Below are 20959 nucleotides of genomic sequence, written 5' to 3'. Positions count from 1 at the left end.
ATCGATAATAAGCGAGTACAGGATGAAAATTGTTTCCTATAGTACTAAACATTATGACCGCAAACACATGGAATGGGTCAATCAGCATAATGGATATCATTATGATATCGAATATTTTGACTTTAATTTGACTGAACAAACAGCAAAAAATGCCGTCGGCGCAGATGCAGTCTGTATCTTTGTTAATGATGATGCTAATCGTGCCGTATTACAAGAGCTTGCCAGTCTCAACATCCGTATCCTTGCACTGCGTTGTGCGGGATTTAATAATGTTGACCTTAAGGCAGCGGCCGAATTAGGGATCACCGTAGTGCGTGTGCCGGCTTATTCCCCAGAAGCGATTGCTGAGCATACTGTTGGGATGATGCTCTCGTTAAATCGTCGTATTCACAGAGCCTACCAACGTACCCGTGATGCAAACTTTTCCTTAGAAGGCTTAACTGGCTTTAATATGCATAATCGCACTGCAGGGATTATCGGTACGGGGAAAATTGGTCTAGCGACTTTACGCATACTAAAAGGCTTTGGTATGAAGCTATTGGCCTATGATCCTTATCCAAACCAAGCTGTATTAGATTTGGGTGCGGAATATGTTGACTTAGCGACTCTTTACGCAAATTCACATGTTATTTCGTTGCATTGCCCATTAACCGCAGAAAATCATCATTTATTAAATGAAAGTGCTTTTTCGCAAATGAAAGATGGCGTAATGATCATCAACACTAGCCGTGGGGCCTTAATTGATTCTGCGGCTGCCATTAATGCCTTAAAACAAGGTAAAATTGGCGCATTAGGCATGGATGTCTACGAAAATGAGCGCGATTTATTTTTTGAAGATAAATCAAATGATGTTATTCAAGATGACGTGTTCCGTCGCCTTTCCTCTTGCCATAACGTATTGTTTACCGGGCACCAAGCATTCTTAACTGAAGAAGCGTTAATTAGTATTAGTGAAACGACATTGCACAATATTAAAGAGGTTGCTGCAGGTATAACATCACCTAACGAAGTGAAAGCCTAAGTCTCTAAAAACCCCTTTTAGCCACCTTTGAGTGGTTAAAGGGGTTTTATCTTATTCGTCTTGGTTAATGAATTAACAACATATTTATCTTCTTAAGTACATTTTTATCAAGCGTAAATTATCCCTTTTATGCCTGCCTAGTATTTTCTTTCTCATCTACTTTAAATTGAGAGACTAAGTTGGCAAGCTGATGAGCTTCATCATCCATATTGGCAGTAATAGTGGCAGACTCTTCCACAAGTGCCGCATTTTGTTGAGTCACGGTATCCATCTCACTTACGGCCATAGCAATTTGATTAATCCCCATACTTTGTTCATTAGAGGCTAAGGCAATCTGTTGCATAAAATCATTAACTTGACTAATGGTGGTCACAATTTCCGACATGGAGCGTCCTGCTTCGCTCACTTGTTGTGATCCAACCTGTACTTTATTTACCGAATGGGTAATAAGTTCATTGATCTCTTTGGCTGCCTCTGCACTACGACTGGCTAAGTTACGCACTTCGGCTGCAACAACGGTAAATCCGCGACCTTGTTCACCCGCTCTAGCCGCTTCAACCGCGGCATTCAATGAGAGAATATTGGTTTGATTGGCAATACTGTTAATGATGTCATTAATATCTGAGATCTTTTTCGCACTTTCAGAAATCGATGACATGGTTTCGATAACATTATCCATCACCTTTTCGCCGTTTTGTGCTGACGTTGTCGCTCTTAATGCCAACTGGCTAGCTTGGCGTGAGTTATCGGCATTTTTTTCAACCGTGGTTTTGATTTGCTCCATGCTTGCAACGGTTTGTTGTAGCGCACTAGCCTGCTCTTCAGTACGTGAGGAGAGGTCAGTATTACCTGTTGCTATTTCACTTGCACTGACGCTAATGGTGTTTACTGCATTTTTTACCGAAGCAATCATTTGACTTAATGAAACTTTCATTTTATTCATTTCATTAAATAGCTTACCAAATTCATTGTTACCGTGATTTTCTACTCGCATACTTAAATCGCCTTGGCTCATTTTACTAAAAATATTAATAAGCACTTTAATATTGCCGATAAAGCTATGAGAGAACCAACGTAAGATAATGATAAAGAGCATAATGACAATAATCGCTGTGACTAACGCCATTAGCTTAATGCGCTGTTGTGAGGTTTTCGCAATATCAATATAATTATTCTCAATACCATTGGCGACGGCATAATATGTCATGGTGATCTCGTTGAGTTCATCCATTTTTTGACTAGCAGAGTGCGTAGTCAATTGTCCTTTACGTAATTTAGCTAAGGCATCGGTAAATATATCTAAAAGCTCATCAAAGCGTTTCGTCATATCATCAGCAACCTGACGCCCTTCCATGGTTAACTTTTCAGCATCCGCCCAACGGTGGATCTCTTCACGGGTGATTTTTATATATTCTTGAGTTTGATGAAGGTATTTAGCAGAAGGTTTTTCATTCACTCTTAACTGCCCATCCAAGCCATTAATATTCGCTCTGATCACCGCCATTTGATAACGCGCTTTTCCCATCAGCAACATTTGCTGACTTAAGTTATTTGATGAAACAAAGTTATGATAAGAGCGTGTTGAAGCATCATAACTAAAGTAAATAATGCTCATAATAAGTACAAATAAAATAGCCAGCATAACTTTAACGGTTTTTTCTATACTGATGTTTTTAAACATAATCATATTCCAGCAAAATATACAGCTTTGATTTTTCTGTATATTTGTAAGATATCAGAATGCACTCTTTAGTAAAAAAGAGTGCATTCCCTAGTGTTAACAAAATAAATTAAAGATTATTTTTTAGATTATAGAGACAGGTAAGAGACTGCTCACATTGATAATGTCGGTCATTTTTATCAAAAACTTTAGAGCATAGTGAAATCTATTTTTTATTTTTGAAATAAACATTTCATTTCACTGCCCACTAAGCAATTCGTTACATAATATTCCATTAGCATTATGATTTGATTGATAAAAAATTAAATGATTAATTATCTTTTAGAATGAACAGGATAGATTTTAAAGCATGACCAATTTATCATACAATATCAGTATTTATTTTATAAATTAAACTAATCATACTTTTTTATTTAAACAGAAAGAATTGTTGTTACTTTCTTAAAAAATAATGCTATTGCTTAATACTGTGGATATTAGGTTATTTAACTCAAATAGATTAACGATATTAAGAAAGATTACTTATTCTATTTTTAATTATTTTTTAGTTAGTTCAATTAAACTTATCTCTTTATTCAATCGCTATGTTTTGCTATTCAATAATACAGTGATAATTGAACAGAATTATTTGTTGATTGTTAATCTTTTGCACAATGCTTAGAGGTATTTTAATACCTCTTTATGCCATATGGTGATGACGCTGTGGTGATGCTTGTTTTACCCCGATTAAAAAATCAGCAAAAATAGCTTTAAAGTCACTACATGCCTCTTTCGGCAATGACGCTTCATTTTTTAGATTGATAGCAATATGAGTAATAAAACCATAAATTAAATTCACCACAATAGCCGGTGAATAAGCACAGATCTGTTTTTCAGCAAAGAGAATATCAACACAGTGTTGGATACGAGGAATAAGAATGTTGGCGTCAATCTCTTCCCACTCTTTCCAACCTAATACCGAGATAACTTCTTGTAAGGGAATTAACTCGTTTTTACACTGATAAATATGGTCAACACAAAGAGAGAAGAGAGCCGTTAGCTCTTGCCATTTATCATCATAAGTAGGCACTTCATCTAATTTTTGAACAGCATGCTTAACTTGCAGTAAATAACACTCTCTCAAAAGGGCTTTTTTATTACTGAAGTGATGATAAAACGCCCCTTTAGTGACCCTTGCATAACGTGATATTTCATCAATGGAAACATCATAATAGCATTGATTTACAAAGAGATATTGTCCAGCTTCAAGTAAAGCTAAGCGTGTTTGTTCTGAATTCTCTTGTTGCCGTGATTTTAATTTCATGATAAAAAACCCATAAAACATACCATAAGTATGTAATAATATATGGGTATCAGTTTTGTGTAAACTGAACAAAATATCTTTTCAGGAAATCATCATGTCATCTCAGTTCAATGGACTTATCCCTTCCAATTCTTTATCTTCGTTTAATATAGAAGTGATTAAAGAACTTCTGCTCTGGATCGAGGTAAATCTAGAAAAGCCGTTATTACTTGATGATGTTGCGATAAAATCAGGTTATACAAAATGGCATTTGCAACGGGTGTTTAAGCAAGCAACGGGCTTAACATTAGCCTCTTATATTCGTGGTAGACGACTGACCAAAGCCGCCACTGAATTGCGCTTAACTAAACTTCCGGTATTAACTATCGCACTACGCTATCAATTTGATTCGCAGCAATCTTTTACACGCCGCTTTAAAGCTGTTTTTGGCGTTACTCCTTCGGAATACCGTAAAGTTGATGTGTTGTGTAGCGACAATTTTCAGCCCCCCATCAATTTTGAAGTTACCGACCTCCCTATTCCAAATATTATCGAGCTACCTGAAAGCTTTCTTTATGTTATTCAATACCAATACTTTTGCTCTATCGAGGATATTGGCAAACTACATGAAGATATTCGTCATCAGTTTTGGAATGATTTTTTGTTGTACACAGATAAAAACTTTACGGAAAGTAGTGTGTTAATTTCTTATCAGCCAAATACATTACGTAAAGATAAGATCCAGATTGATTATGAAATTGGCCTAAACAATTTAGATCACTTTACCAGACCCCGTGGTTTTAGAAAAAAAGCGATTGCAGGCGGGCGTTATGTTCGTTTCCAATTTAAAGGCACGTTAGAAGAATATAAACAATTTGCCATCAAGATCTACTTTTATACTTTACCGGCTTTGGGGTTATGTCGTCGTTTAGGGCCAGATATTGAAAACTACATTTGTATAGAAACAGATAGCGACATTATGGAACTACCAAAAACACTGGAAATTGATTATTACGTTCCAATTCATTAATCAGTAATAAGTACTTAACGACTTGACTTTCAGTTTATTGATATGGCTAATTAACCGTCTTAATGGGTTATTTAGCCATTCTTCTCTCTCACCCTCCCTTGGTTAATAAGGTTGTTCTATGCGTATTTGTTCTTTGTTGCTATGCACCACTTTCTTAGTATCATCAATAACATCAAGCTACGCAGAAATAAGCACACATAAACTGATTCGCCAAGATAATAGCGAACTGATTTATTATCTAGATAAACAAGCTGAACATAACAAAACACTGTTAGTTTTAATGCAAGGTTCTGACTGTAATAGCATAAAAAATAATACTTTTATTCAAGAAACCTTTGGTAGATGGCTACCGAGTAGTGATGTTTTAATGGTTGAAAAGTATGGTATTACAGCACAATTGACTTATTTTGACGATAATGGTGAAAGAGAAGATTGCCCTAAAAACTATAAACTGCATGATAATCCTAGCCAAAGGCTTGCTGATTATTTAGCAGTGCTAGATAAACTATCCCCTAATTACACCAATATTGTATTACTTGGAGGAAGTGAAGGCGCAACAATGGTTCATTTAGTTGTTGCTGAACGTCATGATATTAGCGCTGCAATCGCATTAAATGGAGGTGGTCGTTTTTTCCTTGATGATGTACTGTACAATATACGCAATACAACACCTAAAGAGCATGTGGAAGAAGCAATAAATAGCTTTCAACAACTCGCTAATGCAATAATAACGAATCAAATTGGTGATGAGCAATTTGTTAGTGAACATAGCAAATTATGGTGGCAACAATATCTTGCTATTGATCTACTTGAGGTGATTAAGCGCAACACGCAAACTCCGGTATTAATTGTTCAAACATTAGATGATATCAATGTAGATGTGGCTGCATTCCATCAATTATCTCAAGAGATAACGCAACCTAATGTGACATTTATTAAATATGATAAATTAAATCATGGTTTTTATAATCAACAAGGTGAGCGATTAACCGGAAAAGTCGTTCAAGATATACAGCAATGGTATGCACAATATAATAAATAACTTATTTATCCTATCTTGACTTATTATATTAAGATAATTTTACGAGCTGATGATTAGGCCTATTTTATCATGCTTAATCTTTTATGCTGCGTTATCTTTCTGTTTCCCCTATTGGCTATTTAATATTGATTGACTGATAGTAGTGATAGAGAAAAGCAATTTATCATCACACCTTTATGCTCTTATACTTAAGTTAAATCTTGTTATCAGATCACTGATATGGAACAGGATCATTATACAATTAACCTTGTATAATAGTGATAACTTCTCTCTTCTAGATGTATAGGATCAGAATGAACAATAATCGCGCACTACTATGTCTGGAAAAAATTGGCTTTCAACTCGATAGCAAAATTATTCTAGATAATGTGACTTTCTCACTACAACCTTCTGAATTTAAATTGATTACAGGCCCTTCTGGCTGTGGAAAAAGTACGTTATTAAAAATCATTGCCTCTTTATTATCACCGACAAGTGGCACAATTTTCTTTGACGGAAAAGACTACTTAACCCTTTCTCCTGAACAATACCGACAACAAGTTTCGTATTGTACTCAAACCCCGATGTTATTTGGTGAAACGGTTTATGACAATCTTAAATTTCCTTATTTACTACGCAAAATCGCCGTTGATGAGAAGAAATTAGCGAAAGATTTAGATTACTTTAATTTGCCCAATGAGATTTTAAATAAAGGTATTAATGAACTTTCTGGTGGTGAAAAACAGCGTATCTCACTTATCCGTAACCTACAGTTTTTGCCTAAAGTGTTATTGCTTGATGAAATTACTAGTGCTCTTGATGAAGACAATAAAATAAAAGTCAATGAGCTTATCCATCATTACGTCAAAGAGCAAAAAATCGCTGCATTATGGGTAACTCACGATCAAAATGAAATCAAACATGCCGATGATGTGATCCACTTACCGAGTCATATGAACAATTAAGGTTAGGTTTACTTCCATTACCCCATTAGTTTTAACTTTATTGAGCAGTGAGTAAATAAATTATTATGAACGAACATACAATCAGTAATGAATCTCTTATTTTTTCTCTGTTACTGGTCTTAGTGGCTATATTTATTAGCCGAAAAGAGAAACTTTCATTAGAGAAAGATATTATTTGGAGTACCGCCCGAGCGATAATTCAACTCTTTATTGTTGGCTACGTATTAACTTATATTTTCGACGTCGACCATATTATCCTTACATTTCTAATGGTCTTATTTATCTGTTATAATGCTGCCTATAATGCTAAAAAACGCAGTAAATACGTTAAAGATATTTTTATTATCTCATTTGTCGCTATTACCACAGGGGCATTGCTCACCTTAAGTATTTTACTTTTTACTCATGCCATTGCCTTTACCCCTATCCAAATTATTCCTATTACCGGTATGATCGCGGGGAATGCAATGATTGCGACCGGACTTTGTTATAATCAGCTTGGGCAACGTTTTGAAAATCATCAACAACAGATCCAAGAAATGTTAAGTTTAGGGGCAACCCCTAAAATTGCTTCAATGGCTATTATTCGAGATAGTATTAAATCGTCGTTAATTCCGACCGTTGACGCAGCCAAGACAGTGGGGATTGTAAGCTTACCTGGAATGATGTCTGGATTAATTTTTGCCGGTGTTGATCCACTACAAGCGGTTAAATACCAAATTATGGTCACCTTTATGTTGATGGCAACCGCCAGTATTTCAACAATTATTGCTTGCTATTTAACCTATAAGAAATTCTTTAATCAACGCCATCAATTAATGACGTTTAATCAATAAAATAATGGCTCTCCCTCTGTGTAACACAAAGGGAGAGCGCAATATTAACCGCGTCCTTTGGGGCGATTAAGAATATGATCTTCCCAGTCTTCAACTTCCACTTCAGGAACAGCAATATATCTTACTGAGATATTACCTTGATGCATTTTTGCTTTATTACCTGCAATAAGGGGATGCCAATCCGCTAAAGGCTTCCCTTCTGCTAATAAGCGATAAGCACAAGTCATCGGTAACCATTCAAACGTCGGCAAATTATATCGCGTGAGTTTGATACAATCAGGCTCATAACGAAAACGATCTTCATAGTTACTGCATTGGCAGGTTTTAATATTTAACTGATTACAAGCGACGTTAGTAAAATAGATCTCATCAGTATCATCATCCATTAACTTGTGTAAACAGCACTGCCCACACCCGTCACATAACGATTCCCACTCATCATCACTCATTTCATCCAAAGTTTTTGTCTGCCAAAAAGCCTGTGTCATCTCTACGTTATTACCTTATTGCTCATCATATTATTAAATAACCCGTGTGGTCAGCTGATGTTCATTGACACTTAATAACAACATATCACCCGATGCTAAGGGACCGACACCTTCTGGTGTTCCCGTTAAAATGACATCACCTGGGCGAAGGGTAAAAAAGCGCGACATATAACTGATAAGGGGTAAAACAGGCGTTAGCATATCACGACTGTTGCCTTGCTGACGAATTTCACCATTAACTTTCAACATTAAGTCAACATTTTGGGGATCACCAAAAGAGTTCACCGGAATAAATCCCGACAAAGGCGCTGAACCATCAAACGCTTTACTTTTCTCCCAAGGTTGTCCCGCTTTTTTTAATTGACTTTGTAAATCACGTAAAGTGAGATCTAAACCAACACCAAAACCAGCAATAGCACGATCAACCCTATCTTCATTGGCTTGTTTCAGTGGCTGACCAATTAATACCGCTAACTCTATTTCATGATGCACTGCCCCCATTTCTTTGGGGATCGCAATAGGTTGGCGAATATCACACATCGCCGTTTCTGGTTTAATAAAGATAACCGGCTCTTCAGAGCGCACCGAGCCCATCTCTTTTATGTGGTTTGCATAATTACTGCCCACACAAATCACTTTATTGACAGGAAAATCAAGCAACGAACCTTCCCAATCTCTATGTTGATACATAATATTTTCCTTATTAGGTAAATCGCTGTGTTTTATGTCACTGCTAACGTGATTTAGTGTTGAGTTGGCAGTGTATTTATTTTATTGGCAACGCCATCAGCCATCGTCACAATACTCAAAGCAAAAAAGTAAGAGCTATTCCAATGCATGATAGTACGGAAATTTGGGGTGACTAAATAACTTCTATGCAAATCATCATCAGGAATTATCAGCCATACCTTCATATCATCACTTAATTGGCTATTAGCGGGTAATTTCACCCCTAGCGCTTTCCATTGTGCGACCGTTTTTTGTTGCTCTGTTTTTATACCTTCCAACTGTTGATTAAAATTAGCAGGTAAACTGACTTGTTCCCCCCAAGGGAGATCGCGTTGCCATCCCTCGGTTGCTAAATAATTAGCGGCTGAAGCAAACGCATCTTCACGGCTATTCCATATATCAATGTTGCCATCACCATTGCCATCAGCAGCGTAAGTCAAAAATGAAGATGGCATAAACTGTGTCTGCCCCATTGCGCCTGCCCAAGAGCCTTTTAAACGCTGGCCTACAGGTAAATGTCCATTTTCGATTATCTCAAGTGCGGCCATTAATTGGCGACTAAACAAGGCCTCACGGCGACCTTCAAAAGCTAATGTGGCCAGTGCTGAGATAACATCTTCTTTCCCTTGTACTCGACCAAAACCACTTTCTAATCCCCATAAAGCAACAATATAATTTGCAGGCACACCATATTGATTGCTGATCTGCGCTAGGGTTTGTTGATTAACTTGATAAAGTTTCGCCCCTTCTGCGATACGTCCTTTCGTCACCACTCGAGGTAAATACACATCTAAAGTAATTTTCTTTTCTGGCTGATTACGGTCTGACTTCACCACTCTGTCAATAAAGTGAATTTCTGAAAAGGCAAAATTGATAGTTTCAGGTTTATAACCTAATTCAGCCGCTTTTTGTTTTAAAGCATCTACATAAGCAGGAAATTGTGCAGGTGTCCGTGACTGTTTTGGAAAAGCCTGTTCAAGTGAGGCAACATCAATCTGTTTCCAGCGAGCCGGTGCTGATGTCGCAATATTGGCAATTTCACTTGTTACAGGTTTTTTTTCTGCGCTCTTCTGATGGCTATCTGCACAAGCAGATAGCAAAACAGTAGAAACAATCACCGCGATGAACGAATATTTGAACATTTATGCTCCTTTTATCTCGATGATTTATTCAGTTTTTTCTGAATTTTTTAATTCATCTAAATAAGCATTTAACATACTTTCGACGGGAGGTGGCACTTGTAGATAAAAACCTTGGTCAGTCAACGCTTGTTTGACTTTTTCTATGTCAGCATTCGCTAAACGCTGTCTTTGCGCCAGATCTAGCAACATTGCAAACTGTGGCTCACCAAAACTTTGTAATAATTCCTCAGGAATTCGAGAGAAATCATCTTTTTTTTCGATGTATAAATAAGTTTGATCACGCTTGGTACTACGGTAAATTGCACAAATCATTTTCATTAAACTCTAATTATTAAAATAAGCGACTTGCCTGAATATTTTAGTAAATATAACATGCTTATATAATTTCGTAATATCGTCTCTGGTTTTTTGTGCCAGATTATAGAAAATTTACTGAGTCAGATAGATGTCAAACACGCCCATTGAGTTAAAAGGCAGTAATTTTACCCTCTCGGTACTTCATTTAAATGATGGATCACCGAAGGTTATTCGTCAGGCTATTTCAGATAAAATTGCCCAAGCGCCTCAATTTCTGAAAAATGCGCCTGTTGTTATCAATGTCTCTGCTATCGCAGATCAAACGATTGATTTTAAAAAACTGAGGCGAATAGTAGAAGATGCTGGCTTACGTGTTGTGGGAATTAGTGGTAGTCATGACGCTCAACAAAAAGAAGCGATAATTGCCGCACAGTTACCTATTCTAAATGAAGGTAAAATAACTAAGCCAGCAGCTCAGGCAAATAACGATAAAACGAATGAAGTACCGATAAATGTACGACAAAAAACCAAAATCATTCATACACCAGTGCGTTCAGGGCAACGTATTTACGCACCAAATAGCGATTTAGTCGTGTTAAGCAATGTCAGTGCTGGCGCTGAATTAATCGCAGACGGTAATGTGCATATTTATGGTGTATTGCGTGGACGGGTTCTTGCCGGAGCATCAGGCGACCAAGAGAGCCATATTTTTTGTACACATTTATCTGCAGAACTAGTTTCCATTGCTGGTCAATATTGGCTAAGCGACCAAATTCCTACAGATTTTGTTGGCAAATCAGTCCAACTTAGTTTGCAAGAGAATGAATTAACAATCGAGAACTTAATTTAGAGCATCGACAAGGAATCACTCCATGGCACGCATTATTGTTGTTACGTCAGGTAAAGGTGGGGTTGGTAAAACAACTTCCAGCGCGGCCATTTCTACCGGCCTCGCTCAAAAAGGGCATAAAACGGTTGTTATCGACTTTGATATCGGATTACGTAATCTTGACCTAATTATGGGTTGTGAGCGTAGAGTCGTTTATGACTTTGTTAATGTTATTCAAGGTGATGCTACTTTAAATCAAGCCCTGATTAAAGATAAACGTACAGAAAACCTTTATATCCTCCCTGCTTCACAAACAAGAGATAAAGACGCTTTAACCCGTGATGGTGTAGAGCAAGTGTTAGATGAACTGGATGAAATGGGTTTTGATTTTATTATTTGTGATTCACCTGCAGGGATTGAAAGTGGCGCACTTATGGCACTCTATTTTGCAGATGAAGCCATTATCACCACCAACCCAGAAGTCTCCTCTGTACGTGACTCAGACCGTATTTTAGGTATTTTAGCCTCTAAATCGCGTCGCGCTGAACGAGGCGAAGATCCTATTAAAGAACATCTTCTATTAACACGCTATAATCCAGGCCGAGTAAGCCGTGGTGATATGTTAAGTATGGAAGATGTGCTAGAAATTTTATGTATTCCACTGCTGGGTGTTATTCCAGAAGATCAATCCGTTTTACGTTCATCAAACCAAGGTGAGCCTGTTATTCTTGATAGTGAATCTGATGCAGGTAAAGCTTATTTAGATACAGTAAATCGTTTATTAGGTGAAGAACATCCATTCCGTTTTATTGAAGAAGAGAAAAAAGGCTTCCTAAAACGCCTTTTTGGGGGGTAAAAGATGGCTTTATTAGATTTTTTTCTGTCGCGTAAAAAGTCGACAGCAAATATTGCCAAGGAGCGCCTACAAATTATCGTAGCAGAGCGTCGACGTGGCGATACTGAGCCAGCTTATTTACCTGATATGAAAAGAGATTTATTAGGTGTTATCTGTAAGTATGTGCAGATAGATCCCGATATGCTATCTGTTCAGTTTGAGCAGAAAGGCGATGATATCTCCGTATTAGAATTAAATGTGACATTACCTGAAAATGAAGAATCACCTAAGTGATCATATTTAATTCGCTGATATAAGCTAATGATCCACAGAGCCAGCTATAAACTATCACATATTTGCTTGGCTCTGTGTTTTTAATTATATATAAACTGGCTGAATACAAATGTGCAAATAGCGCTATATATTGTTGCTATTTTAAACATTCATTAATAATAAGTTGGAGTTGCTATTTATTGGATGATAGAAGGATGATAGAAACTCATATTGGGTTTGAGAAAATTTCAGGCTAAATAATTACTCTTTAGCCTGAATTAATATAACGTGATATTAAGGATATTGCGCCAAAATTGCAGTAATTTTTTCTGCTAATAATGCTTTACGCCAGCGTGAAAGCAATTCAGGCTCCCCTGTTTTAATTTTCCAGTGAATATTAAGCAATTGGTTTATTTGTCTTCTTGAGGCTAATAACTCGGGGTTATAACGCTGTCCTTCACTTACCTCTTGGATCACCGTTTTTATTGCTTTAAAGGCTTTTTTATAGTTAGGTTGTTCAATTAAATTGCCAATAGGCTCAGGACAATCTTCATCTTTGATCTGTTTGGCTTTAGCAACAAAATCCAACAAGCGGCGGCCATGACAACGAATTTCTTGCCCCGATAGAGAAAGCGCATCTAATTCAGCAAGAGAGGTCGGTAAATAGCGTGCTACTGACCATAAATGCTCTTCCCTTACAACAAAGTTTAATGCCATATCACGGGCTCTAGCTTGATTTAAACGCCATTCTGCCAACATTTTTAAGCATGCTAATTGTTGACCTCGTAATTGCCATGCATTACCAATATCGCGATAGGCAAGCTCTGGTGATACGGTCTCTTGGCGACGCTCGGCTATCATTTCACACTCATCAACAATCGCGTCCATATAACCGGCTTCTTGTGCCTGTGCGATTAATTTCTTAGCTAGAGGTAACAAATAAAACACATCACCACTCGCATATTGGCACTGTTTTTCGGTTAATGGGCGCGCCAGCCAATCTGTCCGTGATTCACTTTTATCGAGAGCAATATGTTCATATTTCTCGACTAAGGTGGCAAAACCACAAGAAATGGGATAGCCCAGAAAAGCGGCCACGACTTGGGTGTCTATCATGGGTGTCGGAACACAACCAAATTGATGAGAAAACACTTCAAGATCTTCACTTCCAGCATGCAAATATTTAAGGACTGCGGGATTAGTTAATAATTCAACAAAAGGAGTCCACTCAGTAATGGTCAGGGGATCAATAAGAGAGATCTGTTTCCCATCGTACATTTGGATAAGCCCCAAATGTGGGTAATAGGTGCGTATACGGACAAACTCTGTATCTAATGCAATTTGTGATACCTCGGACGCTGCTTTACAGACATCTTCTAGTGCTGTGTTTGTCGTGATAAATTGATAATTCAAAACAGGTTTCTCTTGTGTTTTTATGTCTAATGACTTTTTCGTAAAGACAAAAACGCCGGTATAAACCGGCGAATTTATCAAAGGTTATACTTTGTTGTATCAAGATCCAGTTGATGTTTTCAACTGTTTTTCTTCATTTCTTAATTCTCTGCGTAAAATTTTACCAACATTTGACTTAGGCAGCTCTTCTCGAAACTCAATAATCTTAGGTACTTTATAACCCGTTAAGTAACGGCGACAATGAGTTTTAAGTTCATCTTCTGTCAATGAGGGATCTTTTTTGACAACAAAGATTTTCACAGTCTCACCCGAGCTTTTACTCGGTACACCAATAGCTGCTGATTCTAAAACTTTCGGGTGCGCAGTAACCACTTCTTCAACTTCATTAGGATAGACATTAAATCCTGAAACCAAGATCATATCTTTTTTACGGTCAATGATGCGGATAAAGCCTTCATCATCCATTGTGGCAATATCACCTGTGGCAACCCATCCATCATGTAGTACTTCTGCTGTCGCATCAGGGCGATTCCAGTAGCCTTTCATGACCTGAGGGCCACGAACCCACATTTCACCGCCTTCTGTGCGAGACACTTCATTACCTTCATCATCCATAAATTTTACTTCCGTTGAAGGTACAGGAAGCCCAATACTACCACTGTATTTTTTCAGGTTATAAGGGTTACCTGTTACTAAAGGCGAACACTCAGTTAAACCATAACCTTCTAATAGATGCTTACCGGTTAATTCTTCCCACTCTTTCGCAACACTACTTTGTACGGGCATTCCGCCACCAACAGAAAGGTTGAGCTTAGAAAAATCAAGTTGACGAAACTCAGGATTATGTAGCCAAGCATTAAATAGTGTATTTACCCCGGTAATCGCCGTGACAGGATAACGCGATAACTCTTTAATAGTGCCTTTAACATCTCGTGGGTTCGTTATCAGTAGGTTTTTCCCGCCAACTTCAATAAATAACAAGCAGTTCACGGTTAAAGCAAAGACGTGATACAAGGGTAAAGCGGTTACCACCAGCTCTTTCCCTACATTAAGTGCAGGAACATAAGCGGCTTTAGCTTGTTCTAGATTAGCCAACATATTACGATGAGTTAACATCGCGCCTTTTGCAATTCCTGTGGTACCACCAGTATATTGTAAGAAGGCTAAATCATCTCCAGTAATTTCGGGCTTAATATATTGCATTCGGTAGCCTAAATGCATCGCTCGACGAAATGATATCGCGTCAGGCAAATTATATTTTGGGACTAATCGCTTGATATATTTAACTACAAAATCAACCAGTGTCGCTTTAGGACGAGATAGCTGATCTCCCATACGTGTTAAAATAACGTGTTTAATGCTGGTGTTAAAGACGATTTTTTCCAGCGTATGGGCAAAGTTAGAAACAATGACAATAGCTGTGGCGCCACTATCATTAAGCTGATGTTCAAGCTCTCTTGGTGTGTAGAGTGGGTTTACATTGACCACTACCATACCGGCACGAAGAATGCCGAAAAGCGCTATAGGATATTGCAGCAAGTTAGGCATCATTAAGGCGACACGATCACCTTTTTTCAATCCTAAGCCATTTTGCAAATAAGCGGCAAAAGCACGGCTACGCTCTTCTAGTTTGCGGTAAGTCATGACCTCGCCCATATTGATAAAGGCGGGTTGATCTGCGTAATTTGCGACAGCGTTTTCAAGCATCTCTGCAAGAGATGCAAAACGGTCCGGGTCAATTTCAGCCGGAACATCTGCCGGATAACGTTTAAGCCAGACTTTTTCCAAAGTAGTACTCCTGATTAATCGCACTTCTTGGTTAATATTATGTTTCTTTTTAACAAAGTATTAACTCATCCTACCAGCACAAACAATTTTCTGTTGTGAAGATGCGAAGTGTATCACTAAATTTTTTCTTTTTATGTTTAACAAAAAAGAAGGCGGTCAAAACCGCCCTCTCTTTTGTTGTCTTCATCTTTAATAATTATATTAGATAATTGCCATCTAATATATTACAGGCATTGATTATACACCGTTTCAAACTCATAAAGGTAAAATATTATATCGTCATTAACGATTATTCTAGTTTATTACTCCAAAACGGGGACAACTTGGCCAGTGCCATATGGATATGCCCCATAGCCACCATAGCCATAATTATACCAGTAAGGGGCATTACCATAGTATCCCCATGTCATAACAGGTGCAGGCATAATAACTTGTTGCGTTAATGTCCAGCGTTTCATTCCTGTAACATCGATACGTAAAAATGGATAAACAGCTTCACCCACTTTGCCTGTTTTTACACCTTTGATCGTACCCACTACCGTGACATACTGATTTTTATAATCTGTTGGATCTAAAAAATGGGTAACATTCGCATAAAGACGACCAACAGAAGGTTGCTGTAACTCAGGAGCCGCATCATAGTGAGAAAGTGGCATCACAGCAATTTCTAACTGGGTTGATGAAGGTAGATTCTTAACCTCAATCACTCGCCCACCAAAACGACCTTCTTGACCGACATAAAGCTCCGGTGCCGCTAGAACTACATTTAAGTCAGTAACAGGAGTTGCTGTTGTCCCTTTAATAGATTCAGGTATAGAGACGCAGCCCGTTAGTAATAGAGCGCCAGATAAAAATAGCGCTTTACTTACCAAACGGTAGTTTAATTGTCTGTTCATAAACCACCTCTTTGTACGTCATTAAGTACGTTACACTCTAAGATAAGTATAGCGTCACTCTGTCACTTCTAACAGAAAATCGCTAACAATCTATTCCCGTCCTGGTAATTTTTTCCAAGTGACTTCATTACGTAAATAAACAGGCTCGGCCTCTTCTACTTTAGTTGCTTTCCCTTCATGCCATGCTGTAACGGCAAGTGGCAACATATCTTGTGCCGCAGGCAAAGTAATTTGCGTTTCAACCACGGTAAAAGGCAATGATAAAGCTAAATCAGGATAAGCTTGCCACCCCGTACCCGCAATTGCCCAGCGACTTGTGGTAGCTTGTAGCGTTTCGGCAAATTGTTCTGGTTTCATTACCGCTTCTGTTTCTTCACCAGACCAAATGCCAGCGTCATTACGCTGATATTGGGCACAGTAGATTTCCCCCATACGGGCATCAATGGCGACTAAAACTTGCTTAATGCCTGTTGTTCTAAAGACGCCTTCTGCCATGGTGGCAAGAGAAGAAATACCAATCAGTGGCAAATTAGCCCCTAGTGCGATACCTTGCGCAACACCGACACCAATGCGAACACCGGTAAAACTGCCCGGACCACGACCAAAAGCGAGGGCATCTAAGGATTGCAGTGATAAATTGGCTTCTTCTAAAGCACTTTTCACCATTGGTAAAATTTTTTGTGTATGTTCACGCGGTGAAATTTCAAAACGTGAAGCAACGACACCTTCATTCCAAACCGCAACAGTACAAGACTCAGTTGCGGTATCAATTGCTAAAATTCGCAGTGACACGCCATAACTCCGGCAGATTCAATAAGTAAAAAGAGAAAGAATAATATCATAATAGTATTCAACAGAATAAATACACATCATATGTAATCACTATTATGACTCCGACACTATTTCATTTCGTTGTGCCCGTTGGCTTAAAAAATAACTGGTTTTTTCTAATGAACGGGTTCGTGGTGATGGGGGCAAACTACTTAAAAACACTTCCCCATAAGGTCTTGAAACTAATCTATCATCACAAACAATAATGGCACCATAATCATGTATATCGCGGATCAAACGCCCGACACCTTGCTTTAGAGTGATCACCGCATCAGGGATTTGTACATCCCGAAATGCATCACCACCACGTAATTGACAATCTTCAATACGTGCTCTTAATAATGGATCGTCAGGTGCGGTAAAGGGTAATTTATCAATGATCACACAAGAAAGTGTATCTCCCCTGACATCCACCCCTTCCCAAAAACTTTGGGTCGCGACAAGTAACGCATTGCCTGAGGAAACAAATTTTTTCAATAATTGCGATTTCCCCATTTCGCCTTGCATTAACACGGGAAGTGGTAAGCTGGCTTTAAACTCTTCGGCTAATCCACGCATCATAGTGTGAGAGGTACAAAGAAAAAAACAACGCCCCTGATTTTTTAAGATCACAGGAGCCAGCATAGCGGCTAAACGCTTCGCGGTGTATGGTTGATTTAACGGAGGTAAATAACGTGGTACACAGAGCAACGCTTGATGTTGATAATCAAATGGGCTATTTAAAATTAATGTTGTGGCATTTTCCAGTCCTAATCTATCTGTGTAATAAGACATTTTTTCATCTACAGAGAGTGTTGCAGAAGTAAATATCCAACTACTTTTATGGGACTTTATCAGCTCACGAAATTTATCAGCAACCGAAAGTGGCGTGATCGCCAGTAAAAAATGGCGACCATAGCTTTCAAACCAATAACTGTATCCGGCAATCGTCGTATCAATTAGGCGTTTTAAGCGATTACGATAAAGTGTTGCCCGTTCAAACGCACTATCCAATAATTGGCTACGCCCTAAAGAGAGCTTCATTACATCATAACTTAGCTCTAACGCATCATCTAATAAGGTTAAATAGCGTTTGGTTTCCTTATTTTGTAATAATTCCCTTAAGTTACCCCGAAAACCCGTATCACCTAAGCTAAGACGAAAATCTTGTACCATTTGAGTTAAACGGTCAGCACTTTTTTGCAGTTGCACTTGATCACGCACTTCAGTGCGATACGCCACAATCATATCGCGCGCTAGATCGAATAATTGACGACTAGTGAGCTGTTGACCGAAGTAGTGGCTCGCTATATCAGGAATTTGATGCGCCTCATCGAAGATCATTATCTCCGCATCGGGGATCAGCTCACCAAAACCAGTATCTTTTACTACCGTATCTGCCATAAAAAGGTGATGATTAACAACCACCACATCAGCGGCTAACGCATTTTTACGGGCACTTAATACATAACACTCTTTGTAGCGAGGACAATCACTGCCCAGACAATTATCATTAGTGCTAGTCACCAATGGCCATACTTTGCTATCTTCCGCCACACTATGACAGCGACTAATATCACCATCTTCTGTTTGCGTTGACCATTGGCGTACATGCATAACATCAGCAAGTACTTCTGCTTCTAAATCACCGCCACTGAGCATTTGCTGATCTAAACGTTCTAAACACAAATAATTAGAGCGACCTTTTAATAAAGCCGTTGTACCATCGTAGTCTAGCGCTTCTATTATGGTGGGGAGATCACGACTATACAGTTGATCTTGTAATGCCTTAGATCCGGTAGAGATGATAGTTTTTTTCCCAGAACGTAATGCAGGCACAAGATAGGCATAGGTTTTCCCTGTCCCGGTCCCCGCTTCTGCAATAAGCACACCTTGTTTATCAATAACCTCTGTTACTGATATCGCCATTTGTCGTTGAGCTTCACGGGGATGAAATCCAGGAACGCGTCGGGTTAAAATCCCGTTTTCTGCAAAATCGTCTGACACAGGCATACTCTTTTTATAAAATAAGACGTAAATTATGCCAGTGGATAGCGAAAAGTACCACCCACGTTATTAATACAAAGGAGAATTTATCGTGACTATAAAACGTATCGATCCAGAAGACCGTTGGTCTGAAGCGGTTATTTATAATGATACTGTCTATTACACTGCGGTTCCTGAAAACTTATCAGGGGATATAATCGAACAAACTGCAGATACATTAGCAGCTATTGATGTGTTATTACAAAGAGTGGGATCAGATAAAAGTAAGATCCTTGATGCAACACTATTTTTAGCCGATAAAGCCGATTTTGCAGGTATGAATCAAGCATGGGATGCATGGGTTGCTAAAGGGAGCGCGCCAGTACGTTGTACCGTTCAGGCTCAACTCATGCATCCTGAATATAAAGTAGAAATTAAAATCATCGCTGCTCTCTAATTTTTTATTAGCACCCGCACATGCGGGTACTATTTTCTCTTATATCTCGGATCAGCTAATTCAATATAATAATTTGATAAATGATCATGCCCATAACACATACCAATATGACTGTTTGCCATAAAAGTTAAAAAAAACTCTAATGGCCCATAAAATTTTTGGCTCGTGAAATGACGTAACGTAAAAATAGTTATTTTTCTTAACGTATCGGGTAAATGGATTATTTTAATTTTTTTATCTAATGCGCTTCCTGCGAGTTCACATATTTGATTCAAAGATAGAATATCCGGTCCACCTACAGTGAATTCATTTATATTGGTTGTCATTTTCTCGACAATAAATTGCGCTAAATCTTTTCCAGAGATAGGATTTATTTTTTGTTCGCCATCACCAAATAAATAAACTTTACCCGATGCTGCCATCTGTAAAAAATCCCCCATATCGCTAAAATAGCCATTAGGTCTTACAATACAGTATGCTAAATTGGCTTGTTTTAATTTATCAACAAAGCGCTCCTTTGCTTGAAAAATCTTTAGATTTCGGTGTTTTTCGCCATCAATAGCCGAGATATAAATAAATTTATTAACCTTCGATTTAATCGCTTCCTCTAATAAATTGGCATTTGCCTGATAATCCACATCCATATAGGTTAACCCTTCTTTTTGCCGAGTGATCCCTACCGTTGATATCACGCAATCAATATTTTGAGCAATCAAAGAAAGTTGCTCTGGTTTTGTGATCTCGCCGATGAATATGTCATCAACATCCGCAAACTTTGTCGCTTGTTGATGATTTCTAACTAAAACACGTACCCAATATCCTTGTTTTTTTAATTCTTGAACTAAAAAACCACCCAAATATCCTGTTGCTCCCGCGACTAATATCCGTTTCATTTCAACTCCTTTATTTTTTAATTATCATGAAAAGTAACATCAATGATAAATTAATAGCAACTGCGTTTAGCATAATATATGCAATATACTCACCATTGTTAGTGATAGATTCTATAGCATCTTCAAATTTCACTCTTTTTAGTGTTGAAATAGTAAGGTTATTTTTACTATAAACTTTTGTTATTTTAAACACATCGTTTTTAATAGATATTTATAGAAACAAAAAAGCTAAGTTTACAAGAAACTTAGCTTTTTTATTTAATATGCTTTACTTTGCTATGTAAAAT

21 protein-coding genes are annotated in these 20959 nt (G+C 38.0%); 9 read left to right on the top strand and 12 right to left on the bottom strand.

Going from position 1 to position 20959, the window contains the following annotated elements:
• Positions 1 to 22: 22 nt before the first annotated feature.
• Entirely contained in the window at positions 23 to 1021 is a 999-nt protein-coding gene (locus AACQ49_RS08285; RefSeq protein ID WP_012367888.1) for a 2-hydroxyacid dehydrogenase, read from the top strand.
• Positions 1022 to 1148: 127 nt separating this feature from the next.
• On the opposite strand, the gene AACQ49_RS08280 is transcribed toward AACQ49_RS08285, so the two are convergent.
• Together AACQ49_RS08280 and AACQ49_RS08275 are read right to left on the bottom strand one after the other, a co-directional pair.
• Positions 1149 to 2702 carry a methyl-accepting chemotaxis protein gene (locus AACQ49_RS08280; RefSeq protein WP_161778978.1) on the bottom strand — a complete coding sequence of 518 codons (1554 nt, stop codon included), beginning with the start codon at positions 2700 to 2702 and terminating at the stop codon, positions 1149 to 1151.
• 679 nt (positions 2703 to 3381) lie between these two features.
• The gene (locus AACQ49_RS08275) at positions 3382 to 4005 is read right to left on the bottom strand and encodes a TetR family transcriptional regulator (protein ID WP_041701112.1); all 624 of its coding nucleotides are present in this window, start codon (positions 4003 to 4005) and stop codon (positions 3382 to 3384) included.
• 94 nt (positions 4006 to 4099) lie between these two features.
• Here AACQ49_RS08275 and AACQ49_RS08270 point away from each other — a divergent pair, with 94 nt between their 5' ends.
• The 4 genes from AACQ49_RS08270 (at position 4100) to fetB (ending at position 7836) form a co-directional block, all read left to right on the top strand.
• Complete coding sequence (locus AACQ49_RS08270; protein WP_004242792.1) at positions 4100 to 5014, top strand: helix-turn-helix domain-containing protein; 915 nt, start codon at positions 4100 to 4102, stop codon at positions 5012 to 5014.
• Between the two features lie 118 nt (positions 5015 to 5132).
• The gene (locus AACQ49_RS08265) at positions 5133 to 6056 is read left to right on the top strand and encodes an alpha/beta hydrolase family protein (RefSeq protein ID WP_049199553.1); all 924 of its coding nucleotides are present in this window, start codon (positions 5133 to 5135) and stop codon (positions 6054 to 6056) included.
• Between the two features lie 293 nt (positions 6057 to 6349).
• Positions 6350 to 7000, top strand: a complete 651-nt coding sequence (fetA, locus tag AACQ49_RS08260; protein ID WP_161778977.1) for an iron efflux ABC transporter ATP-binding subunit FetA — start codon at positions 6350 to 6352, stop codon at positions 6998 to 7000.
• Between the two features lie 65 nt (positions 7001 to 7065).
• Positions 7066 to 7836, top strand: a complete 771-nt coding sequence (gene fetB / locus AACQ49_RS08255) for an iron efflux ABC transporter permease subunit FetB (protein ID WP_004242789.1) — start codon at positions 7066 to 7068, stop codon at positions 7834 to 7836.
• Between the two features lie 44 nt (positions 7837 to 7880).
• Here fetB and AACQ49_RS08250 read toward each other — a convergent pair whose 3' ends face one another.
• From AACQ49_RS08250 to AACQ49_RS08235, 4 genes are read right to left on the bottom strand one after another with little or no spacing between them, the layout of a single operon-like run.
• Positions 7881 to 8324: a YcgN family cysteine cluster protein gene (locus tag AACQ49_RS08250; RefSeq protein WP_004242788.1), complete on the bottom strand. Its 444-nt coding sequence runs from the start codon at positions 8322 to 8324 to the stop codon at positions 7881 to 7883.
• Between the two features lie 33 nt (positions 8325 to 8357).
• Positions 8358 to 9014, bottom strand: coding sequence for a fumarylacetoacetate hydrolase family protein (locus AACQ49_RS08245; protein ID WP_161778976.1), 657 nt, complete (start codon positions 9012 to 9014; stop codon positions 8358 to 8360).
• 53 nt (positions 9015 to 9067) lie between these two features.
• Positions 9068 to 10195: a lytic murein transglycosylase gene (locus AACQ49_RS08240; RefSeq protein ID WP_161778975.1), complete on the bottom strand. Its 1128-nt coding sequence runs from the start codon at positions 10193 to 10195 to the stop codon at positions 9068 to 9070.
• 24 nt (positions 10196 to 10219) lie between these two features.
• Positions 10220 to 10507, bottom strand: a complete 288-nt coding sequence (locus AACQ49_RS08235; protein WP_004247993.1) for a YcgL domain-containing protein — start codon at positions 10505 to 10507, stop codon at positions 10220 to 10222.
• Positions 10508 to 10640: 133 nt separating this feature from the next.
• Between AACQ49_RS08235 and minC the strand changes: the two genes are divergently transcribed.
• From minC to minE, 3 genes are read left to right on the top strand one after another with little or no spacing between them, the layout of a single operon-like run.
• Positions 10641 to 11342, top strand: coding sequence for a septum site-determining protein MinC (gene minC, locus AACQ49_RS08230; protein WP_004242783.1), 702 nt, complete (start codon positions 10641 to 10643; stop codon positions 11340 to 11342).
• Positions 11343 to 11364: 22 nt separating this feature from the next.
• Positions 11365 to 12177: a septum site-determining protein MinD gene (gene minD / locus AACQ49_RS08225; protein ID WP_004242782.1), complete on the top strand. Its 813-nt coding sequence runs from the start codon at positions 11365 to 11367 to the stop codon at positions 12175 to 12177.
• 3 nt (positions 12178 to 12180) lie between these two features.
• Positions 12181 to 12450 carry a cell division topological specificity factor MinE gene (gene minE, locus AACQ49_RS08220; protein WP_004242781.1) on the top strand — a complete coding sequence of 90 codons (270 nt, stop codon included), beginning with the start codon at positions 12181 to 12183 and terminating at the stop codon, positions 12448 to 12450.
• A gap of 273 nt (positions 12451 to 12723) precedes the next feature.
• On the opposite strand, the gene rnd is transcribed toward minE, so the two are convergent.
• From rnd to AACQ49_RS08195, 5 genes are all read right to left on the bottom strand, one after another.
• Positions 12724 to 13842, bottom strand: coding sequence for a ribonuclease D (gene rnd, locus AACQ49_RS08215; RefSeq protein ID WP_004247992.1), 1119 nt, complete (start codon positions 13840 to 13842; stop codon positions 12724 to 12726).
• A gap of 99 nt (positions 13843 to 13941) precedes the next feature.
• A complete protein-coding gene (gene fadD / locus AACQ49_RS08210; RefSeq protein WP_004242778.1) occupies positions 13942 to 15630 on the bottom strand; it encodes a long-chain-fatty-acid--CoA ligase FadD in 1689 nt (562 codons plus the stop codon).
• A gap of 302 nt (positions 15631 to 15932) precedes the next feature.
• Entirely contained in the window at positions 15933 to 16526 is a 594-nt protein-coding gene (locus tag AACQ49_RS08205; protein WP_004242776.1) for a Slp family lipoprotein, read from the bottom strand.
• Positions 16527 to 16616: 90 nt separating this feature from the next.
• Entirely contained in the window at positions 16617 to 17318 is a 702-nt protein-coding gene (gene tsaB, locus AACQ49_RS08200; RefSeq protein ID WP_161778974.1) for a tRNA (adenosine(37)-N6)-threonylcarbamoyltransferase complex dimerization subunit type 1 TsaB, read from the bottom strand.
• Between the two features lie 93 nt (positions 17319 to 17411).
• Positions 17412 to 19349, bottom strand: coding sequence for an ATP-dependent DNA helicase (locus tag AACQ49_RS08195; protein ID WP_161778973.1), 1938 nt, complete (start codon positions 19347 to 19349; stop codon positions 17412 to 17414).
• Positions 19350 to 19434: 85 nt separating this feature from the next.
• Between AACQ49_RS08195 and AACQ49_RS08190 the strand changes: the two genes are divergently transcribed.
• A complete protein-coding gene (locus AACQ49_RS08190) occupies positions 19435 to 19779 on the top strand; it encodes a RidA family protein (protein ID WP_004242773.1) in 345 nt (114 codons plus the stop codon).
• A gap of 29 nt (positions 19780 to 19808) precedes the next feature.
• On the opposite strand, the gene AACQ49_RS08185 is transcribed toward AACQ49_RS08190, so the two are convergent.
• A complete protein-coding gene (locus AACQ49_RS08185) occupies positions 19809 to 20672 on the bottom strand; it encodes an SDR family oxidoreductase (protein ID WP_004242772.1) in 864 nt (287 codons plus the stop codon).
• Positions 20673 to 20959 lie beyond the last annotated feature (287 nt).

Origin of the sequence: Proteus sp. G2675 (assembly GCF_963886535.1) — a bacterium.
GTDB lineage: Bacteria > Pseudomonadota > Gammaproteobacteria > Enterobacterales > Enterobacteriaceae > Proteus > Proteus mirabilis.
The sequence above is the reverse complement of the archived record's forward strand: the minus strand, read 5'-3'. Positions and strand labels throughout refer to the sequence as shown.